Below are 19,598 nucleotides of genomic sequence, written 5' to 3'. Positions count from 1 at the left end.
TCGTGTTATTTGTTTTTACTTGTGCTTAGTTTCTGTTTTATTGAAATGCTTTTTCGACCATTTTTTCGAGTTCTTTTTTGCATTGCCATTTTTTGGCCTTGGCGACATCTGTATTGCTGAATTTTAACTCATGAGCTATTTCTTCCATGCCTTTTTCTTCTAGATAAAACATCATCAACAGTTTACGGCACGTAGCGCCCATATTTTCGATACAACGCAGAATAGTCTTAAATTCTTCCTTTTGGACCACACTGCGCAGGGCATCGATCTGTTCTTCCGCCATTTCGTAATCGGCAATATCGCTCGTTTTGCCGATTTTGCGTTTATTGATTTCCCGCAGCCATTTATTTCGTACCACAGAATAAAGGTACGTGCTGATCTTGGAAGTCAAGTCGAACTGGCCTTTTGTTACATTTTCCCAAAGAACAACGATGGCATCCTGCAGCATATCCTGCGCGTCGTCTTCATGGCCGCTGTTATCCATCACATATTTGCGAACCATCATGATATTATTATGATAGATCGTGACGAGCGCTTTTTCATCACCACGGCGAATACGTTCGATCAGTATCTGATCCGTTTCTATCGTAGCGTTTTCGTAAACCGGAGAACCAGAATTCATGGGCCGTTTTTCTTATGTTATAAATACAATTTGGTAAAGAAGGTAAACGGAAAATAATGAAATTTTTATGGTTTTTGGTACACTTTTCTTGCCTGAGCCAGTTTTTCGCGACTTTGTTCGACTTTTATTTCGCCGATCAGGCGTCTTATCATCGTTTGTTCCTGGGGGTCGGTTCGCGTTTTCAGGTAGGCTTCAAGTTCGGTTAATGCCGAAGGGTACATTTTCTGATCGCGATATACCAACGCCATACGGTATCTCAATTCCGGTTGCGCCGGACGTTGCAAGGCAGCGCGCTCATAAAGAGGCAGTGCTTCGGCCAATTTGTTTTGTGTAACATACAGCATTGCTAATGCCTGCAAATAATCAGGGTCGGACGGGCGTAATGCTAAGGCTGTAGTAAAAGCTGTTTCTGCCCCGAAGAAATCACCTTTGAGCAATGCGGCGTGACCTAAATTGTAATGAGCCGAAGGGGATTGAGTATCCAACTGGATAGCTTTTTTCAAGTGCAGCAAAGCGCTGTCCAATTTGTTGAGCTTTCCGTAGCAATTGCCGAGGTTGTTATGTGCGGCTGCAAAGTCCGCGTCAATGCGGATTGCGGTGCGGTATGATGCGGCGGCCTTTTCCGGCAATACGAGGCGTTCATAAACTGTGCCCATTTGAAAATAAGCATCGCGGTAATCCGGAAAAATCTGAATCGCCGTATCGTAAAAGGCCACGGCTGACGAAAACTGTCCGTTTTGCTCAAGTTCTACGGCTTTTTCATAATAAGGTTTTGCTTTTTCTAGAAGCTGTCGCTCATTACAACCGCCGCAGGACTTGATAACGGTCGCAATCAAAAGTATTGCAAACCATGAGGTCAATTTTTTCATGGTGGCAATATAATTGAACGCGGCTAAAATGCCAACGAGAAACAGTAAAAACAATTATGCGAGGATTTATGATATACGGATGTGTTGGTTTTATTTTTCGAGGCGAATGATTTGGTCCCGGAGGCTGGCGGCACGTTCAAATTCCAATTTTTTTACGGCTTCTTGCATTTCCGTTTTGAGTTTGCTTATCATGGCTTTGCGGTCATCGGCGCTCAACATGGTCTGATAGTCTATCGTCGCTTCGGCTGCCGCTAAAGCTTGAGCTTCCTCCTGGCCTTCTTTGTACGTAAAATAATCGGCAACCGATGTGGATCGGATAATTTGTTCCTTTGATTTGAAAACCGTGGTCGGCGTTATACCGTGTTTTTCGTTATGCGCCATTTGCATGGCACGGCGACGACCGGTTTCATCAATGACTAATTTCATTGAGTCGGTCATTTTATCGGCATAAAAAATCACGGTTCCGTTGGCATTGCGCGCAGCACGTCCGGCTGTTTGCATCAGCGAGCGTTCACTTCTCAAAAAACCTTCCTTGTCGGCATCAAGTACGGCAACCAGGGAAACTTCCGGAAGATCCAAGCCTTCCCGTAGAAGATTGATACCTACCAATACGTCAAAACCCGCCAACCGCAAATCGCGCAGGATATCCACTCTTTCCAAAGAATCAATTTCGGAGTGCATATAGCGAACCCGTATTTTGAGGTTGGCTAAATATTCCGTGAGGTCTTCGGCCATACGTTTCGTCAAGGTGGTGACCAACACGCGTTCACCGGCCTGCGTTCGTTTGCGGATTTCGTGGATCAGATCATCAATCTGATTTTTTACGGGACGCACTTCGATCATAGGATCAAGCAAACCGGTCGGGCGTATAATTTGTTCAACGATTTCTCCGCCGGATTTTTGCAATTCATAGTCGGCGGGCGTGGCGCTGACATACACGACCTGACTCAGCATTTTTTCAAATTCTTCAAATTTGAGCGGGCGATTATCCAAAGCGGAAGGCAAACGAAATCCATATTCGACCAGATTCGTTTTTCGTGCGCGATCGCCGTTATACATAGCGCGCACCTGCGATATCGTTACGTGGGATTCGTCTATGAACATCAGAAAATCTTTGGGGAAGTAGTCCAGCAAACAGGCCGGTCTGTCACCTTCATCGCGGCCGTCAATGTGGCGTGAGTAGTTTTCGATGCCCGAGCAATAGCCTAACTCCAGCATCATCTCGATATCGTATTTGGTGCGTTGCTCCAGCCGTTGTGCTTCGACCAGGCGATTTTGACTCCGAAAAAAAGTCAAACGCTCTTCGAGTTCTTTTTGTATACGCAGTATGGCTTGATGCAATTTGCTTTCTGATGTGACAAAGTGTGTCGCCGGAAAAATAATCGCCGTTGCCGGTTTTGTGATAGTTTTATGTGTTACCGGATCAAGATAAGCGATCTGTTCGATCTCATCGCCGAATAATTCGATACGGACATAGTGATCTTCGTAAGCCGGATAGATATCAATCACATCACCGCGCACACGAAATGTGCCGCGTTCAAAAGCAATATCATTGCGGTTATATTGCATATCTACCAAACGGGCGAGCATTTTATTACGATCAACGGTTTGCCCTTTTTCTGCAAAAACAAACATATCTTTGTAATCTTGCGGTGACCCGATGCCGTAAATACAACTTACTGATGCGACAATTATGACATCCTGACGTTCCAATAACGAACTGGTAGCGCGAAGACGTAATTTTTCGATTTCGTCATTGATGGACATATCTTTAGCGATGTAGGTGTCCGTTGACGCGACGTAGGCTTCAGGTTGGTAATAATCGTAATAACTGATAAAATATTCGACGGCATTGTCCGGAAAAAATTGTTTGAGTTCACCGTAAAGCTGCGCCGCCAGAGTCTTATTATGAGAGAGTACGAGGGTAGGTTTGCCGATCTGAGCTATGACATTAGCCATGGTAAATGTTTTACCTGAACCGGTAACGCCCAATAGAGTTTGGTGTTGCTGTCCGTCTCGGATGCCCCGCACAAGATGGGCTACGGCTTCTTTTTGATCGCCTTGTAGGGCATAATCGGATTTGAGTTTAAATTCCATACATCAAATATACACGATCGTAGTGACAACCTTATGTCAGTATATAAAAAAATAACAATGAAAAAACAAATGTATCAATAATGTGCTTGTGCTTTGCATAAATTTCATATGCAGAAATAGCCTTGATTGGATAAAATCAAAGGGCTATTTTGAGACCGTTCTGCTAAAATTAATCGAAGAGTTGAGGCCGTTTATTAACCGCAGGAGGTCGTCGTATGAAGTTTTTTATTGATACCGCCAATTTAGATGAAATTCGCGAAGCCGCATCGTTGGGCATTTTGGATGGTGTGACAACCAACCCATCTCTGGTAGCGCGCGAAAAAAATGTCAATTTTCATGATTTGCTGAAAGAGATTTGTAAAGTCGTTGACGGACCTATATCGGCGGAAGTGGTCAGTACCGATCTGGACGGCATGCTCAAAGAAGGTTACGAATTAGCCAAAATTCACTCCAACATCACGGTCAAATTACCATTGATCAAATCCGGCTTACAGGCTTGCAAACGTTTTACGTCGGACGGTATAAAGACGAATGTGACGCTATGCTTTTCGCCCAATCAGGCTTTGATGGCTGCGAAAGCAGGTGCCACATTTATCAGTCCTTTTGTGGGTCGTCTTGACGATATCAGCACCAACGGTATGCAACTTATCGAAGAAATCGTGAATATGTATATCAATTATGGGTATGAGACGCAGGTTCTCGTGGCCAGCGTACGTCATCCGATGCATGTGGTCGAAGCCGCTCAGATCGGTGCGCATGTTTGTACGATGCCTTATAAAGTGATTGATCAGCTGATCGCGCATCCGTTGACCGACCTCGGTTTGAAAAAGTTTCTTGAAGATTGGGCCAAAGTAAAAGCCGGAAAATAATGAATGAATCAGTACGCGCCGGAACCTTTTGGATTTACCCTACGTAAGCAAGGTTGCATATAATGAAGTACAACATTTCAGGAGGTTCCGGATGAAGCGCTGGGGTTTAATATTTTTCTTCGTATGTTTCTCTCTTGTTGCGCAAGATGACATTACGTCGTCGCGTCAAAATGCGATTACCCGTTCCGTCAAAAAGGCGTTACCTGCCGTCGTCGGTATCAACGTCGTACAGATTCAAGAATTTACCTACGGGAATCCTTTTTTTAATGACGATTTTTTCAGCCAATTTTTTCCGAAGCAAAAATATTACGATAAAGTCAAAGGCCTTGGGTCGGGCTTCATCATCTCATCGGATGGGTATATTGTCACCAATCACCATGTGATCAATGGTGCCGTAGAGATCGTTGTTACATTGACCGACGGTACAAAATATCCCGCTAAAATAGTCGGCGGCGATAAAACTACGGACATCGCGTTACTCAAGATCGAACCGGAGCGCAAACTCAAATATCTCGAATTTGGCGATTCGGAAAAACTGCTTATCGGCGAATGGGTTATTGCCATGGGCAATCCGTTCGGTTTGTTTGACATCAATAGCCAACCTACGGTAACGGTCGGTGTGATCAGTGCGACCAATCGTGATTTCGGGCTCGTAGATAACGATCACGTCTACCAAAACATGATACAAACCGACGCTGCGATTAACGGTGGAAATAGCGGGGGGCCTTTACTGAACAGTAATGGCGAAGTGATAGGGATGAATACTTTCATTTACAGCGGAAGTAACACTTCAAAAACGAGTATCGGTATCGGGTTTGCAATACCGATTCATCGCATAGATAAAATTATATCCGAACTAAAATCCAACGGTAAGGTGGATCGTTATTTTACGATGGGTTTTCGCTATCAGCAGGTGGATCAAATGATCGCCAAATACCTTGGTCTAAAAGAATTACGAGGTATCGTCGTTTCCGAAATTATCAAAAACGGCCCGGCTGAAAATGCCGGATTGCTGGTCGGCGATCTTATCGTAAAAATCAATGATAAACCGATCAATTCAGAATACGATTTTCGAAAAATCACGTTAGGCGACGACTTGCGTGCCGGCGATGTCGTAGATGTCGAGGTATTACGCGAAAAGAAGCGTCTTACGTTGCAGTTAAAATTGGGAAAGGTGTAGTCGAACAATAGATGAAAATAGGTTTTATCGTCAACCCGCGTGCGGGAACGCATCATAATGCATACGAAGAGGTTAGCGCTTTGGCCGGCAAATTGGTTGCTCAGGGTCATACGATAACATTACACAAAACCCAAGGCCCGGGCGATGCGACGGTAATGGCGCGAAATTTAGTGCAACAAGGATATGATGTTATCGCATCGGCAGGCGGAGACGGCACGGCCAATGAAACGGCACAGGGCGTTATGGATTCTGATTCGGCTTTTACGATTATCCCTTACGGTTCAGGCAATGGTTTGGCACGCGGTTTGGCGATACCACTTAAGCCATCCACGGCAGTACAAGGTATTCCAAACGGAAAAGTTCGCCGCATTGATGTCGGGCAACTCACTGATGGCCCACAGGAGCGGTTATTTTTCGGATTTGCCGGTATCGGTTACGATGCTTACATCGGGCGGCTTTTTAATCAACGCAAAGGGCGCCGCGGGCTTCTGCCGTATGTATATTTATCGCTCACGGCGTACAATGGTTATGCGCCGGTGGCGCTTACTTTGAAAGCCGATGATGTGTTGTACTCCGGCAAACCCTTTATCTTAGCGATAGCTAATACGGATGAATACGGTAATGGTGCGCGTATCGCCCCTAATGCCTTACCGGATGACGGTGCCTTTGATATTTCCATGATACAGTCCATGTCTTTTGTTAAAGGTCTTTTAAACGGATGGCGTTTATTTAACGGTACGATTGATAAAGTCAAAGATGTGGTCAGCTTGCGTGTGCAGGAAGCCGAGGTGATACCGTCCGGTAAAATATATTATCACATGGACGGCGAAGCGCGCGAAACAAATAACACCTTACATTTTAAAATTCTGCCGGGGCGCCTCAAAGTGCTTGTACCTAATTAGTTCTTGATTGCAGGATGCGAATATTGTACTTTGTGCCGTTCCAAAATCCCTTCAAACAATATCTATGAACGATAACAAATCCGTAACGCGGAAACTTGAGACGCTAAAAATAGTACCTATTTTTTCCGGCCTTGGTATTAAAGACCTGGAGAAAATAGCGAACGTAGCCTTTCAACGCAGTTACACAAAAGAGCAGGTTGTGCTTTTCGAGGATGAAGGCGGCCAAACGCTCTTTATTGTGATGACCGGGCAAGTCAAAATTTCACGCATCAGTGAAGATGGCCGTGAAGTAATATTGGCTGTTATGGCGGAGGGAGATTTTTTTGGCGAATTGTCGTTGCTAGATGGCCAGTCGCGTTCGGCTAATGTGGTTTGTACAAAAGATGCAGAGATGCTTCTTATTAACCGGGATGATTTTCTCAACTTACTTAGTGAATTTCCGCAAATCGCTATCCAACTTCTGCGTGAATTGGCAAGTCGTATGCGAAAATCCGATTCTCAGATTAAAAATCTATCGCTGAAAAATTCGACCGGCAAAGTAGCCGGTACGATCGCACGCTTAGCCGAAGATATTGGTATTCCCAATAACGGCAGTACCATCGAAATTCCCAATTTACCGACGCAACAGGACTTGGCCAATATGTCAGGAACAAGTCGCGAGACGATCTCCCGGGTGCTACAGCGTTTTATCAATGATGGTTATGTATCTAAAGATGGTAATAAACTTGTGATCAGAGATTTTGAAAAATTTAAAAAAGATTTGGTTTAAGAATAAATATGGAATGCAGCCCAAAGCCAGCCCTACGGTTGGCTTTTGTTTTTTTGGCTTTTGAAAAGGTGCTTCCGTATATTGCCCGCGCATAAATCATATGAAGAAAAAAGCCACTATCGTAATTTGTGACCCGCATCCGGACTCCGCGTCCGCATTGACGGAAATTCTCGTCTCCAACGATTATGCATTGGTTCATGCACATGACGGCCACGATGTGCTCGATAAGGTAAAAAGCCTCGATTATGATTTGGCGCTGATTGCTACCGATACGTATGCGATGGACGGCTTTCAGGTGTGCCGTTTGCTTAAAGAGAGCGAACGAACGCGGCATATTCCGGTGATGCTGGCTTCCGGTATGTCCGATAAAGTAACGCGCAATCGCGCGATACAGGCGGGTGCGGACGAATTTATCACGAAACCGTACAATCGTGTCGAACTGTTGTCGCGTGTCGTCAACCTCTTGCGCATCAAGCATCTGCACGATCGTTTGGAAAATTTGATATCTGAAAAAGAAACCGAAAAACGTAAATTAGAAGAACGTACCCGCGAACTGCAACTTCTATCGGACATAGCGCGGATTGTTATTTCGCTCAAAGAACAGAAAATCGTATTAGCGGAAATTATTGATAAAATAACGGCCGCGTTTGGCGTCGAAGTTGCTCTGCTCATAACGCGGGAAGGATCGGACTGGGCGATTCATACATTGTCATCTCATATTTCCGAAAAACACATCGGGACGTTATTACCGCATGGCGGTTCGATTTTTGAATATATCGAGCGTTATGAAAAGCCGATGATCGTCAATGATGCCGTTCGCGATGAAAGGATACCCGCGGCGATTTATGCACTGACGCCCAATCCGTTGCGTGCAGCGATATGTACACCCATATACATACGCGGTCAGCTCATGGGGGTGATGATGATCATCAATAAAAAAACACAGATGGGTTTCGAACACGGCGACCTTTCATTACTCATGACGGTGTCCGGTCAAATCGCCTTAGCGATGGAGAATATGCAGCTTTTTAATAAGTTGTCGGATTTCAATCGTAACTTGCAGGATCAAATTCGGCAGGCGACGCATGCATTGGTGGATTTGAAAAATTTTAATGAGAGTATTTTGCACAATGTCAGCGCCGGTATCATCACGGCTGATTTTTCCGGGCGCATTTTATTTGTCAATCGTGCCGCCAAATCCATTTTAGGATATTCCGATAACGAATTGCTCGATCACAAAATGGAAACAATTTTTGGTCGCGAAGAGGCCTCACGCATGCTTCATCCGACGGTAGAAAATGAATCCGCCCCGGGCAATGCGGAGGTGCAGGTTCGACAAAAAGACGGTACACGCCTTTTTCTAGGTTTTACGACCACTATGCGTTACGACGTCGACCACAACATGGTAGGGTATATTATCAGTTTCAAAGATATTTCCCTGGTCAAATCCATGCATGAGACGATCATGCGAATGGATCGTCTCGCCGCATCGGGCGCATTGACCAGTGCCATTGCGCATGAAATTCGCAACCCTTTGGCGGGCATTAAAACCATCGCACAGGCCCTTCAAAAGGAACTGCCGCCCGATGACCCGCGCCATGAGTATGTTTATCGCATTATCAAACAGATTAACCGGCTCAACGATTTGCTTAAAGCTTTTTTCACCTATGCCAAACCCGTGCGCCCGGAGAAAAAAGCCTGTGCACTGCCGGAACTGATACAAGAAATCAAGGCTCTTTTGAAAGCGCGTGCCGAGACGGATCACATCGAAATACACGAAGCGTATGACGAAAAACTTGTGCCCATCGAGGTGGATGAAAATCAATTTTCGCAAGTCATGCTTAATCTTATGATGAACGCTATGGATGCGATCGGTCAAGGAGGGCGCATCGCGATCCTTGCTCAATCCGTTCAGCGTACACCGCTGAATAACTATGATTTACCGGTAACTATGGCGGAAATACGCGTCAGCGATACGGGGAAAGGTATTCCTCAAGAGCAAGTTCGTTCCATTTTTGATCCTTTTTTTACGACTAAACCCGGTGGTATCGGGTTAGGTCTTTCGATCGTGTATCGTATCGTGCAGGAGCACGGAGGTGAAATCAAAGTGGAAAGTGTACCGGGTAAAGGTACAACATTCATCATGCACATACCTTGTGCAGAAAAATCAAAATCTATATTGGAAAACCGGCATACATTGACAACAACCATCTAACCGTTAAATCCATATGCAAAAAAAAGTACTCATAGTTGACGACGAAGAAGACCTTACGTGGAGCATTTCCAAAAATTTATCTAAAGACAAGGATAGTTTTGACCTGATCTGTGTCAATAACGCTCAAGAGGCGCTTAATGTTCTTTCCCAATTACCTGTGGATCTGGTAGTAAGCGACATCAAAATGCCGGGTATGTCCGGGTTGGAACTGCTTGTAAAAATCAAAGAAACGTATTCGACAACCAAGGTTATCATTATGACAGCCTTTGGTTCCGCCGAAGTTCAACGTGAAGCTACGGATCGCGGTTCGTTGTACTACATCGAAAAACCGTTTGAAATCGAAGAGCTGCGTACGCTGATACACCGTGCACTGACGGAGAAAAAAGGATTTGACGGTAAAGTTTCCGACTTTCAGTTGTCCGATCTTATCCAAATGAATATACTCGGGCGTATGAAAGCCGCCTTGGTGGTAAACAAAGATGAAGAGAAGGGAACATTATACTTTAGTGATGGTAATATTGTTCATGCCGAATGCGGTACGCTGATCGGCGAAGAAGCGTTTTATAAAATATTGGCATGGGAAAACGGACGTTTTGAATTTCGTAAAGGTGAAGATCCCGAAAAAGAGACTATAGATAAAGGGTGGCAAAGTCTTTTATTGGAAGGAATGCGCCGCAAAGATGAATATTCGCCCGAGACGAAAACGCAGATCAAAGAAGAATCGCGTCAGGAGATGCTCGAAAAAATAAAGTCATCTATAGCGGAGTTTATCAAAATCAAAGGTGTGGATCTGGTAGCTGTGATCGATGATGCCGGGTTTTCGAGAGCGTCGCTTTTTAATGAAAAAAAAGAAGAGCGTATGGATATCACGCTTCTGAGTACGATCATTCCACCAGGCTTGGAATATCTGCTGAAAGTGGATACGGAACTGAAAGGCGAAGGGCTTCGTTTTATCACTCTTGATTTCAATAAGAAAACCATTTTCATGGCGCCAGTGCCCGGTCGCAAAGAATGGTTATTTGTCTTATGCGAACCGGAAGTCAATCTCGGCGGACTTCGGATGGCTTTTAAAAAACAAGCGCCGCTATTATCGGAATTACTCTAAGGATTTATGATCGAAAAAACGTCCGAACTTTGGGCCGATCTGCATATGCATTCCTATTATTCGGATGGCATATTATCGCCGGAAGCCATTGTAAAGTACGCCGCCAAAATCGGCCTGAACTGTATAGCGATCACCGATCATGACACGGTGAAGGCCGTGGATGAAGCCACAGAAGCGGGGAATAAACATAATGTGGAAGTCCTGACCGGCATAGAACTCAGCACGACTTGGGATGGACGCGATATTCACGTTTTGGGATATTGTTTTGATCACACCGATGCGGCATTGGATGCGCAACTGCAGCTTTACCGAGATGAGCGGCGCCACCGGGCCATACGTATTATTGACCGTCTTCAAAAACAAGGCATGGAGATTACGATCGAAGAAGTCGAAATGAAAGCCGGTCGCGGTGTGATCGGCAGACCGCACATTGCCGATGTGATGTTATCCAAAAAATTGGCGTACAATATCAACGATGTTTTTGCGCGGTTTCTCGGCCCTGACGGTACAGCCTATGAGGATAAATATAAAATTTCACCGCGTTTTGCCGTCGAGCTCATCGAAAAGGCCGGGGGTGTAGCCGTTTTGGCGCATCCTACGCTTAATATGAAAGAAACGCATGTCTATGATATGATCAAAGCCGGTATCCACGGAATCGAGTGCATTCATCCCAAACATACGGCCGATTCGACCGCATATTACCGACGCCTTACTGTACAATACGGACTCGAAGAAAGCGGCGGTTCCGATTGCCACGGGCGAGGGCAAGTGCCGCTCATAGGTCAGTACCGTGTCCCGTATTCCGTCGTCCAGCGACTCAAGGATCGCGCACAAGCTTTGCGCAAAGTAAACGCATGATTGATCCCAAGAAAAAAGCGCCGTTGTATGTTCCGCCGGTGAAAAATATTTTTTCTCCGCAGGAGATACTCTATCTCAGCGATATGCGTTTGAGTGATCTCGAAGCCATTCGGCTGGTACTCAACGGAGATTCGGTGATTGATTGGTTCCGTCTAGATTTTCATACACCGGATCAGGTTCAGCTTTTTTTACAAGTCAACGGCTACGATCTTACCAATGTGCAGGACCACAAACGTATTGAAAAAATTCATCGCGAAGCGGTCGAATATCTCGACAGTAAATACCCGCATCGTATACCCAAAGAAATCCGACCGGAATCGGCCACCATCGAACAACTTCTGTATCTCGCTTCACAGTCCGCACGAAAAAATAAACATCAATTTTATGCGTGTATGGTCCTCAAGATCATGCATACGATCAACCACCTGGATGCGCGCGAACTTTTCCACCGGTGCCAGATGCGGGCTTCGGATCTTTATTTTGCCGTCGAACGGAAAGTGGAACATGCCGTTACGACGATGAAAAATAACGAATTTCATATCGTTGATTTTTACGGAAGCCATAAAGACAAGATGAGCATGGTTACCAAACTGATGGCCAAGAAAGAAAATCATGCGGCGGCTATCTATGACCGTATCCGCTTTCGTATCATTACTCAGACGCTCGAAGACATACTGCCGGTATTGTATTTTTTAGGCCGCACGATTTGTCCGTTTAATTATGTTATTCCGGGGAGTTCGCATAATAATCTGATTGCCTTTGCAGAGCTCGTTGAGATGTTTCCCAATCTGAGATCGTACGCAAAATTTCTCAGACGAAAAGATACGCACGGTTTTGATCCGGATGAAGTATCCAAAGAAAATAAATTTTCAAGCACAAGCTATCGTTCCATCAATATCGTTATGGATATACCGATACGGGTGGATGATTTTTTATACACACCGGATTTTTCCGAATTTGGCCGTATTATTTTTGTGCCGGTCGAAATACAGATCATGGACCAGATGACGTACCAGAATAATGAGATCGGCGAGGGCAGCCATAGTAAATACAAACAGCGACAAATGGATGCTGTCAATCAACGTCTTGGTCTCCAACAAAACGGAAATTCTCCGGGATGATCTCTGTCATCATACCTGTCCTCAATGAAGGCCAGTGGATAACCCATTGTATTGAACAACTGAAACATCAGACCGGCGTATTCGAAGTTATCGTTTCCGACGGTGGCAGTACAGATGGAACGCTCGAACGTGTAAGTGATTTGAAAAATTTATCTTTTCCGTGCACCGTCGTATCGGGTGATAAAGGGCGAGCGAACCAACTTAATCGGGGAGCCCAAGCCGCTAAAGGTGAGGTACTGCTCTTTTTGCATGTAGATTGCCAACTTCCTCCGGATGCGTTTAAATCCGTCGAACAATTTCTGAGCGATCCCCAATGCATCGGCGGCGGATTTCAAAAAAAATATAATCCCGAAAATATGCTCATGCGATTGTACCGTATCCTCATCAATACGATCCGCACACTTTGGTTGCGTAATCTCGTTGGTACCAATGCGATCTTTGTCCGATCAAGCGTATTTCATCAGCTTGGCGGATTTAAACAAGTGTCTTTGTTGGAAGATGTGATATTTTGTGATGCAATGAAAAAGGCAGGGCGAATGATTATCATAAAAGATCCGGTTATCGTTTCGTCGCGCCGATATTTTTCTTCCGGTATCGTCAAGCGCATATGTATCGCGGCGGAAGTGATTATTCGTTTTCGTTTGCTGGGTGCTTCACCGGAAGAATTAGAAATGCGATATCATCGCAGAATGAAAAAACGATAGATGTCAAACTTACGTTTACAGGAATTTTCAGCCGTACTCTTTGATTTTGACGGCGTACTCATGGATAGTATTGGCGATCACCATCGCTCTTGGAATAGTGTTTTTTCTGAATACGGCGTTTCCATAAACTGGGACGAATTTTGTTTACTCGAAGGCCAAAGCCTTTTTGTAATAGCCGAACAATTATGTATGAACCACGGCGTGGATATTAAATATGGTCAGGAGATTGGAAAGAAGAAGAATAATTTATACCTGAATACGGCAAAACCTAAGCTTTACGATGGGGCTGAGGACTTGATCGAATGGTTTCGCAAACAAGGTCTGAAAACCGGATTGGTTACCGGAGCGCATCGGGACCGTTTTTATAAAACAGTGGGGCCGGATTTTACAAAACGATTTGAAGTCATCATAACGGCTGATGACGTTATGAAAACCAAACCTGATCCGGAGCCCTACACGACAGCGGCGACGAGGCTTTCCGTATCACCCGAACGGTGCATTGTGATAGAAAACGCACCTTTGGGAGTAACTGCAGCCAAAAAAGCGAAGATGGCGTGTATCGCACTGACGACGACCCTAGATCAAAAATATTTGAATGAAGCGGATGTTGTAATTCCGGACTTATTTTCACTGAAAGTGATGGCGCATGCAGCCTTTTCTTGAAAAAAAGAATGTACCTCCGTATTCTATGCTTGCAGATTTTTATGACGGCATGATGGAGCATGTGGATTACCGGACATGGTCGTCATTTATTCATCAAATATTCGAGCGTTACGGGTCTGGTATATCAACCGTCTGTGAATTTGCCTGCGGAACCGGTAATTTTGCCGCAGCGATGGCCGCGTTTCCTTATACGATGATATGCAGCGATCGGTCTGAAACCATGATCATGACCGCACGTAAAAAACCCGTTGCTCAATCGGATAAGATGCAATTTTTTACTGGCGATATGCTTTCTTTCAAGCCTACTGTCGAATGCGATGCCGCGCTTTGCCTATATGACAGTGTTAATTATCTGATGAAAGCTGAAGATATCCTGAATTTCTTTAATCATGTTTCTGAGTGTATCACGGACCGTGGTGTTTTTATTTTTGATGTCTGTACTGAAAAAAACTCACTTGATCACTTCGATCAGAGGTATGAACTGGATCGAACGCATCATTACAAACGCCGCAGTTACTATGATCGCGTTTCCCGAACACAATTTAACGAAATCGAAGCAGAAATAAACGGAACCTTGTTTCATGAAACCCATCAACAACGAATTTATTCTTTGGATGAAATCCATGCGATAATCCGTGCATCACCATTTACCTGCGTTGCGCAATTAGCCAATCTTGGTTTTACGGACGGAAGTGAGGCATCGGAGCGCGTTCATTTTGTTTTAAGAAAGAAAAACTATGTCGCCATATGAAATCATAATGAAAAAAAGAAATCGCCAGGAGTTGTCCGGCGATGAAATTCGGTGGCTTATACGGTCGTATACCGACGGCGAAATTCCCGATTATCAGATGTCCGCATGGCTGATGAGCGTTTTTTTTAACGGAATGACATTCCGTGAAACGACGGACCTGACTTTGGCAATGCGGGATTCCGGAGTGGTTGTTGATTTATCGTCCATACCGGGTATCAAAGTAGACAAACACAGTACCGGCGGCGTCGGCGATAAAATTTCTTTGATACTTGCTCCACTGGCAGCTTCGCTGGGCGTTGTCGTGCCGATGATCAGTGGTCGCGGTCTTGGTCATACGGGGGGTACATTGGATAAACTTGAATCCATAACCGGATTCGATATTTTTTTTTCGATGGAAAAATTCATAAACGTACTGCGATCCATCGGAGTTTGCATGATCGGTCAAACGGCGGAAATTGCTCCAGCCGATAAAAAACTATACGCGCTGCGTGACGTGACAGCGACCGTAGAATCTATACCGCTGATTTCGGCAAGTATTATGAGCAAGAAACTAGCAGAAGGCATAGACGCACTTGTACTGGATGTCAAAGTGGGCAATGGCGCTTTTATGCGGCACTTTGATGACGCCGTCAATCTGGCACAACACTTGGTATCTATCGGTGAATCGGCCGGCAAATCGGTTGTGGCGTTACTTACCAATATGGATGAACCACTCGGCGAGGGAATTGGCAATTGGCTGGAAGTGCGTGAATCGCTGGATGTTTTACGCGGCGGCGGCCCGCAGGATATTATTCAACTGACATTAGCGCAAACGGCGTATATGCTCATGTTTGCTAATCCCGGTATGACGTATGACGAAGCCTATGCGCGGTGTAAAGATAATTTGAATAACGGCAAAGCATTTGATAAATTTCGTGAAATCGTGCGTGTACATGGCGGTAATTTATCCTATATTGACCGGCCTGAAACGTATCCTGAAGCCGAATGCAAAACTCCGGTGTATGCTCAAACGGACGGATTTGTCACGGCGACGGATACATTGCAGATCGGTTTAGCGTCGGTTGCGATCGGTGCCGGTCGCAGTAAAAAAGAAGATACGATTGACCCGACAGCCGGTATAGTTATAAAGAAAAAAGTGGGTGATGCCGTCAAAGCCAATGACCTCATTGCCGAAATTTATCATTCACCCCGCGTGGATGGAAAAACGGTCGCGCATCGAATACAGAGTGCTTATAAAATAGAGTATAATGCACCGGATAAAAAACCCTTAATTTACGGCGTTCTGGATAAACACGGTTTAAAAGAAATCGAAAATAATCGAAACTTAGAATAAACATTTAACGTATCACTATTGGTTTGGAAATGGCCAAGCGCGCAATAAAGAAAAATAAACCGACTGCGAAAGCCAAGCGTAAGCCGGTTCAACGCTCTTTGAAAACCCCGCTACAATCAGTGGTTTCTGAGCAACCACCGTCCAAGCCAAAACTTGACGATGATTTGGATCTTGATGTGCCGTTAACGCCGGAGGATCCCAATCGGCTTCTTTTGGAAAAGCGTGAAAAGCAGAAAAAAGAAGATTTTGAGTTCATAGCTCGGGCCGTCGGTGGCGATCAAAAAGCATTCGAACTGCTGATGAATAGGTATCGTCCTCAGATATTCGGTTTGATGTATCGTATGGTACATAAATCCGAGGAAGCCGAGGACTTGGTGCAGGAAGCATTTATGAAGGCTTTTACCTCATTAAGTAATTTTAATTACGAATATGCATTCAGCACATGGTTATACAAAATTGCAACCAATAACTGTATAGACCACCTTCGCAAGAAAAAGTTGCAGACGTATTCGATTGATGCACCGGTACAATATAAGGATTCTGAGTATCAGATTGAGATACCCGATCTTACGTATCACCCCGAAAAAGAAATGATGCGTAACGAGAGAACGCAAATGATCAAGGGTGCGATCGACGAATTACCGGAAAAATACAAACGGGTTATATTTTTAAGGCATTCGGAAGAATTATCGTATGAAGAAATTTCTGAAATGCTCAACATACCGATCGGGACAGTAAAAGCGCGGATTTTTCGAGCGCGTGAAATGTTGAATAAATTCCTAAAAGGAAAAATAGATAAGGTACTGTAATGACGTTCAATCCAGCAAATAAGATCTTCTACTTTTTATGGCTGTTTATTTTACAGGTATTGCCTGCAGTTGGGCAATATGATGTGCAGGAGATCGAACGTACGGATGAAAAGGAATTAAAAGTTCGTCTTGAGTATGCCGCCGGCAAGTTATCGCTAAAAAGGATTTCAACGGACAAGCTTGCTCGAATAACGATACAATCAGAAGATCGTGAAGTCAAACCGACCGTGGACTATGAAAAAAACGGTACCACCGGTATGATTTCCATGCGTATGGACGAAGAAAACAATGTGGGCTTCTTCGATGTGGGCAATCAAGATATACAGATGTATCTGACGGACAAGATACCAGTATCGTTTAAAATTGATTTGGGTGCCTGTGAGAGTGAGATGGATTTTACTCAGTTACGCGTTCGCGATCTTACGCTCAATATGGGTGCCAGTTCGTCCAATATACGCTTCTCGACACTCAATCGTGATCGCATCAATAAATTTAGAATCGAAGCCGGTATTTCTAAGCTTAATATGTACGGCTTAGGCAATGCCAACTTCGAAAAACTAGAGTTTGAAGGCGGTGTAGGAAATTATATGTTGGATTTTTCGGGAACGATGACACAAAGTGCGTCGGCGCATATTACAGTAGGCATCGGTAGTCTTATTATACGATTGCCTCAGAACCTTGCCGTAAAAATACATACGGACGAATCGTATTTATCATCAATTCGAATTGATCATAATGATTTTGTGAAGAAGCGTGACGGGTTATATATTTCCAAAGGATTTGACGCTTCGGATGCTGTTTTGGAATTACACTTGGAAACCGGGCTAGGAAAACTTCGCGTGGAATCCATCAAATAATCAGGGATAATATGTTCAGTCGTATTTTAATAACAGCAACTTTTTACGTTGCTGTTTTTCTTTTTAAGATAGTTCCAATCAGCGCGCAAAGCGGTGATCCGATGAGCCTCGCACAAAGTCTGGAAGCGGATGGTCAATTTGAAAAAGCAGTGACCATTTATGAAAAATTATATCAAAAAGACCCCTCAAATATCGTTATAGCAGATCGCCTGAAACGCGCGTATAAAACTTTAGGAAAATATGAATTGAGAGAGCGCGTACTTTTGGCGCAGATTCAAAGTGATTCGTCCCAAATTACATTTTGGGCAGAATTAACTGATAATTATTATAAACTTAAACGCCCGGAGCTAGCTGCTACCATAATACAAAAGTATATTTCTACCGGACAAAACCCAATCGGGAATTACCGCGTATTTGCTTCGATTTTAATGGAAAACCGTCGATGGGATGAATTGGAACGATTGTATAAATCGGCGCGTAAAACATTGCGTAACGAAAAACTGTTTATTGCTGAAATGGCCAACTTGCAGCAATATCGCGGCGACTATCATGCGGCTACGCTTGAATTTCTCTCGTTTTGGTCTTACGGCATGGGGACATTTGATTACGTGCGTCAGCAAATATTACAATTCGGCGATGTATCCGCAGATTTGGATACTATCGTAAACGCTGTAAAAATCTATATTCAGCAATTACCCAAAGAACCTAAACTGCTCAAGCTCATTGGAGAACTTCAATTTAAAACCGGACGCATGGATGCGGCGTTTGCTACCACAATTCAATTAGATGAACAGTTTCAAAAACAGGGGACGGAGTTCCTCGCATTTGCGGATATGGCATTTGGCGCACAACGATATACGATAGCTGAGAAAGCCTACAAATCATTTCTTAATCAGTACCCTAATGCGCCGCAAGCTGAAATGGGTTTAGCGCGATGTTGGGAAAATCAAGATGTACGCACATCGGAAGTAAAAGCTTTTCAGGATACATCGCTTGGCCAAGCTATGGTAGCCGAATTGCGCTATACTAATCAAGCCATCGAAGTTTACAAAAACATTGCTGAAAAATATAAAAATTTAGAGTGGGCGGCCGAAGCGCATTTTCGACTTGGAGAAATTTATTTAAACCGAATGTTTGACGTTGATGAAGCTATTCGTCACTATGAAGCGGTGTACCGAAATTTTGCTAAAAATAATTTCGCCATCGAATCGTTGTTTCGCTTGGGCGAATGTCATTTGATTCGCGGCGAAATAGATAACAGTGCTCAGCGTTATAAAGAAGCCATGCGGATCAACCGTACTCCAATTTACTTGGAGCGCGCTGAATTTGCCTTAGCTAAAATTGATTTTTATAACGGTCACATAGATACGTGCTATAAACGTATGCAGTCTTTGGCTAAAGTACCTAACGGTTTATATGTCAACGATGCGCTTTCTTTCATTTTACTTTTGCAGGAGAGTAAGAAGAATTTATCGTTTCAGAAGGCTATCGCAAAATCCGATTTGCTGGCAGAGCAACGAAAGTATACAGAAGCTTTGCGTGAGCTCAACCATATCAGCGAAACGCTGGGGGAGAGTCGTCTAAAAGAATGGATTTTGATGCGGATCGGAATAACCCACGAGCGGCTCGGTCAGTACAATGAAGCCGTGAGTACGTTTTATCAAGTTTTGACAGCTGAACCCCAAGGCATTCAGGCTGATTTGGCTTTAAAAAAAGCGGCCGAAATTTACGATTATAAATTAAATCGACCTGATAGAGCGATTCAGCTCTATCGGCAATTGTTAGTAAAATTTCCAAAATCCATATATCAAAATGAAATAAGAAAACGCCTGCGGTTGGTAGAGCAGGCGTTAGGCGGTCAATCGTAGAATTTA

The 19,598-nt window shown here is 44.2% G+C and carries 18 protein-coding genes; 15 read left to right on the top strand and 3 right to left on the bottom strand.

What is annotated here, in order from left to right:
- Positions 1–37 precede the first annotated feature (37 nt).
- The 3 genes from HUU58_00410 to uvrB form a co-directional block, all read right to left on the bottom strand.
- Entirely contained in the window at positions 38–622 is a 585-nt protein-coding gene (locus HUU58_00410; protein ID NUN44116.1) for a sigma-70 family RNA polymerase sigma factor, read from the bottom strand.
- 65 nt (positions 623–687) lie between these two features.
- Positions 688–1,491, bottom strand: coding sequence for a tetratricopeptide repeat protein (locus HUU58_00405; protein NUN44115.1), 804 nt, complete (start codon positions 1,489–1,491; stop codon positions 688–690).
- A 90-nt stretch (positions 1,492–1,581) separates the two neighbouring features.
- On the bottom strand, positions 1,582–3,588 hold the full coding sequence (gene uvrB / locus HUU58_00400) for an excinuclease ABC subunit UvrB (protein ID NUN44114.1): 2,007 nt from the start codon (positions 3,586–3,588) through the stop codon (positions 1,582–1,584).
- Between the two features lie 215 nt (positions 3,589–3,803).
- Between uvrB and fsa the strand changes: the two genes are divergently transcribed.
- From fsa to HUU58_00325, 15 genes are all read left to right on the top strand, one after another.
- The gene (gene fsa / locus HUU58_00395) at positions 3,804–4,457 is read left to right on the top strand and encodes a fructose-6-phosphate aldolase (protein ID NUN44113.1); all 654 of its coding nucleotides are present in this window, start codon (positions 3,804–3,806) and stop codon (positions 4,455–4,457) included.
- Positions 4,458–4,548: 91 nt separating this feature from the next.
- Positions 4,549–5,637, top strand: a complete 1,089-nt coding sequence (locus HUU58_00390; GenBank protein NUN44112.1) for a trypsin-like peptidase domain-containing protein — start codon at positions 4,549–4,551, stop codon at positions 5,635–5,637.
- An 11-nt stretch (positions 5,638–5,648) separates the two neighbouring features.
- Positions 5,649–6,539, top strand: a complete 891-nt coding sequence (locus tag HUU58_00385; protein NUN44111.1) for a diacylglycerol kinase family lipid kinase — start codon at positions 5,649–5,651, stop codon at positions 6,537–6,539.
- A gap of 64 nt (positions 6,540–6,603) precedes the next feature.
- Complete coding sequence (locus HUU58_00380; GenBank protein ID NUN44110.1) at positions 6,604–7,308, top strand: Crp/Fnr family transcriptional regulator; 705 nt, start codon at positions 6,604–6,606, stop codon at positions 7,306–7,308.
- Positions 7,309–7,408: 100 nt separating this feature from the next.
- Positions 7,409–9,523, top strand: a complete 2,115-nt coding sequence (locus HUU58_00375) for a response regulator (GenBank protein ID NUN44109.1) — start codon at positions 7,409–7,411, stop codon at positions 9,521–9,523.
- Positions 9,524–9,536: 13 nt separating this feature from the next.
- The gene (locus HUU58_00370; protein NUN44108.1) at positions 9,537–10,628 is read left to right on the top strand and encodes a response regulator; all 1,092 of its coding nucleotides are present in this window, start codon (positions 9,537–9,539) and stop codon (positions 10,626–10,628) included.
- 6 nt (positions 10,629–10,634) lie between these two features.
- The gene (locus HUU58_00365) at positions 10,635–11,486 is read left to right on the top strand and encodes a PHP domain-containing protein (protein ID NUN44107.1); all 852 of its coding nucleotides are present in this window, start codon (positions 10,635–10,637) and stop codon (positions 11,484–11,486) included.
- Positions 11,483–12,607: a TIGR04552 family protein gene (locus HUU58_00360; protein NUN44106.1), complete on the top strand. Its 1,125-nt coding sequence runs from the start codon at positions 11,483–11,485 to the stop codon at positions 12,605–12,607. The genes HUU58_00365 and HUU58_00360 overlap by 4 nt, the downstream gene beginning before the upstream one ends.
- A complete protein-coding gene (locus HUU58_00355; GenBank protein ID NUN44105.1) occupies positions 12,604–13,311 on the top strand; it encodes a TIGR04283 family arsenosugar biosynthesis glycosyltransferase in 708 nt (235 codons plus the stop codon). Before HUU58_00360 ends, HUU58_00355 begins: the two co-directional genes overlap by 4 nt.
- Positions 13,312–13,974 (top strand): HAD family phosphatase, encoded by a 663-nt coding sequence (locus HUU58_00350; protein NUN44104.1) that lies wholly within the window; start codon positions 13,312–13,314, stop codon positions 13,972–13,974.
- Positions 13,958–14,725 (top strand): class I SAM-dependent methyltransferase, encoded by a 768-nt coding sequence (locus tag HUU58_00345; GenBank protein NUN44103.1) that lies wholly within the window; start codon positions 13,958–13,960, stop codon positions 14,723–14,725. Before HUU58_00350 ends, HUU58_00345 begins: the two co-directional genes overlap by 17 nt.
- Positions 14,712–16,058, top strand: a complete 1,347-nt coding sequence (locus tag HUU58_00340) for a thymidine phosphorylase (protein NUN44102.1) — start codon at positions 14,712–14,714, stop codon at positions 16,056–16,058. The genes HUU58_00345 and HUU58_00340 overlap by 14 nt, the downstream gene beginning before the upstream one ends.
- Positions 16,059–16,087: 29 nt before the next feature.
- Positions 16,088–16,867 carry a sigma-70 family RNA polymerase sigma factor gene (locus HUU58_00335; protein ID NUN44101.1) on the top strand — a complete coding sequence of 260 codons (780 nt, stop codon included), beginning with the start codon at positions 16,088–16,090 and terminating at the stop codon, positions 16,865–16,867.
- Positions 16,867–17,724 (top strand): hypothetical protein, encoded by an 858-nt coding sequence (locus tag HUU58_00330; GenBank protein ID NUN44100.1) that lies wholly within the window; start codon positions 16,867–16,869, stop codon positions 17,722–17,724. The genes HUU58_00335 and HUU58_00330 overlap by 1 nt, the downstream gene beginning before the upstream one ends.
- Positions 17,725–17,735: 11 nt before the next feature.
- Positions 17,736–19,592 (top strand): tetratricopeptide repeat protein, encoded by a 1,857-nt coding sequence (locus tag HUU58_00325; protein ID NUN44099.1) that lies wholly within the window; start codon positions 17,736–17,738, stop codon positions 19,590–19,592.
- Positions 19,593–19,598: the final 6 nt, after the last annotated feature.

Source organism: bacterium (assembly GCA_013360215.1).
In the GTDB taxonomy this organism is placed as follows: Bacteria; CLD3; CLD3; order SB21; family SB21; genus JABWCP01.
The sequence above is the reverse complement of the archived record's forward strand: the minus strand, read 5'-3'. Positions and strand labels throughout refer to the sequence as shown.

Bases quoted from the DNA above. Each gene is read 5' to 3' on its own strand.
- HUU58_00340 (NUN44102.1), top strand. From the start codon at position 14,712: ATGTCGCCATATGAAATCATAATGAAAAAAAGAAATCGCCAGGAGTTG.
- HUU58_00330 (NUN44100.1), top strand. From the start codon at position 16,867: ATGACGTTCAATCCAGCAAATAAGATCTTCTACTTTTTATGGCTGTTT.
- HUU58_00405 (NUN44115.1), bottom strand. From the start codon at position 1,491: ATGAAAAAATTGACCTCATGGTTTGCAATACTTTTGATTGCGACCGTT.
- HUU58_00370 (NUN44108.1), top strand. From the start codon at position 9,537: ATGCAAAAAAAAGTACTCATAGTTGACGACGAAGAAGACCTTACGTGG.
- HUU58_00375 (NUN44109.1), top strand. From the start codon at position 7,409: ATGAAGAAAAAAGCCACTATCGTAATTTGTGACCCGCATCCGGACTCC.
- fsa (NUN44113.1), top strand. From the start codon at position 3,804: ATGAAGTTTTTTATTGATACCGCCAATTTAGATGAAATTCGCGAAGCC.
- HUU58_00385 (NUN44111.1), top strand. From the start codon at position 5,649: ATGAAAATAGGTTTTATCGTCAACCCGCGTGCGGGAACGCATCATAAT.
- HUU58_00365 (NUN44107.1), top strand. From the start codon at position 10,635: ATGATCGAAAAAACGTCCGAACTTTGGGCCGATCTGCATATGCATTCC.
- HUU58_00410 (NUN44116.1), bottom strand. From the start codon at position 622: ATGAATTCTGGTTCTCCGGTTTACGAAAACGCTACGATAGAAACGGAT.
- HUU58_00345 (NUN44103.1), top strand. From the start codon at position 13,958: ATGCAGCCTTTTCTTGAAAAAAAGAATGTACCTCCGTATTCTATGCTT.
- HUU58_00380 (NUN44110.1), top strand. From the start codon at position 6,604: ATGAACGATAACAAATCCGTAACGCGGAAACTTGAGACGCTAAAAATA.
- HUU58_00390 (NUN44112.1), top strand. From the start codon at position 4,549: ATGAAGCGCTGGGGTTTAATATTTTTCTTCGTATGTTTCTCTCTTGTT.
- HUU58_00350 (NUN44104.1), top strand. From the start codon at position 13,312: ATGTCAAACTTACGTTTACAGGAATTTTCAGCCGTACTCTTTGATTTT.
- HUU58_00325 (NUN44099.1), top strand. From the start codon at position 17,736: ATGTTCAGTCGTATTTTAATAACAGCAACTTTTTACGTTGCTGTTTTT.
- HUU58_00355 (NUN44105.1), top strand. From the start codon at position 12,604: ATGATCTCTGTCATCATACCTGTCCTCAATGAAGGCCAGTGGATAACC.
- HUU58_00335 (NUN44101.1), top strand. From the start codon at position 16,088: ATGGCCAAGCGCGCAATAAAGAAAAATAAACCGACTGCGAAAGCCAAG.
- uvrB (NUN44114.1), bottom strand. From the start codon at position 3,588: ATGGAATTTAAACTCAAATCCGATTATGCCCTACAAGGCGATCAAAAA.
- HUU58_00360 (NUN44106.1), top strand. From the start codon at position 11,483: ATGATTGATCCCAAGAAAAAAGCGCCGTTGTATGTTCCGCCGGTGAAA.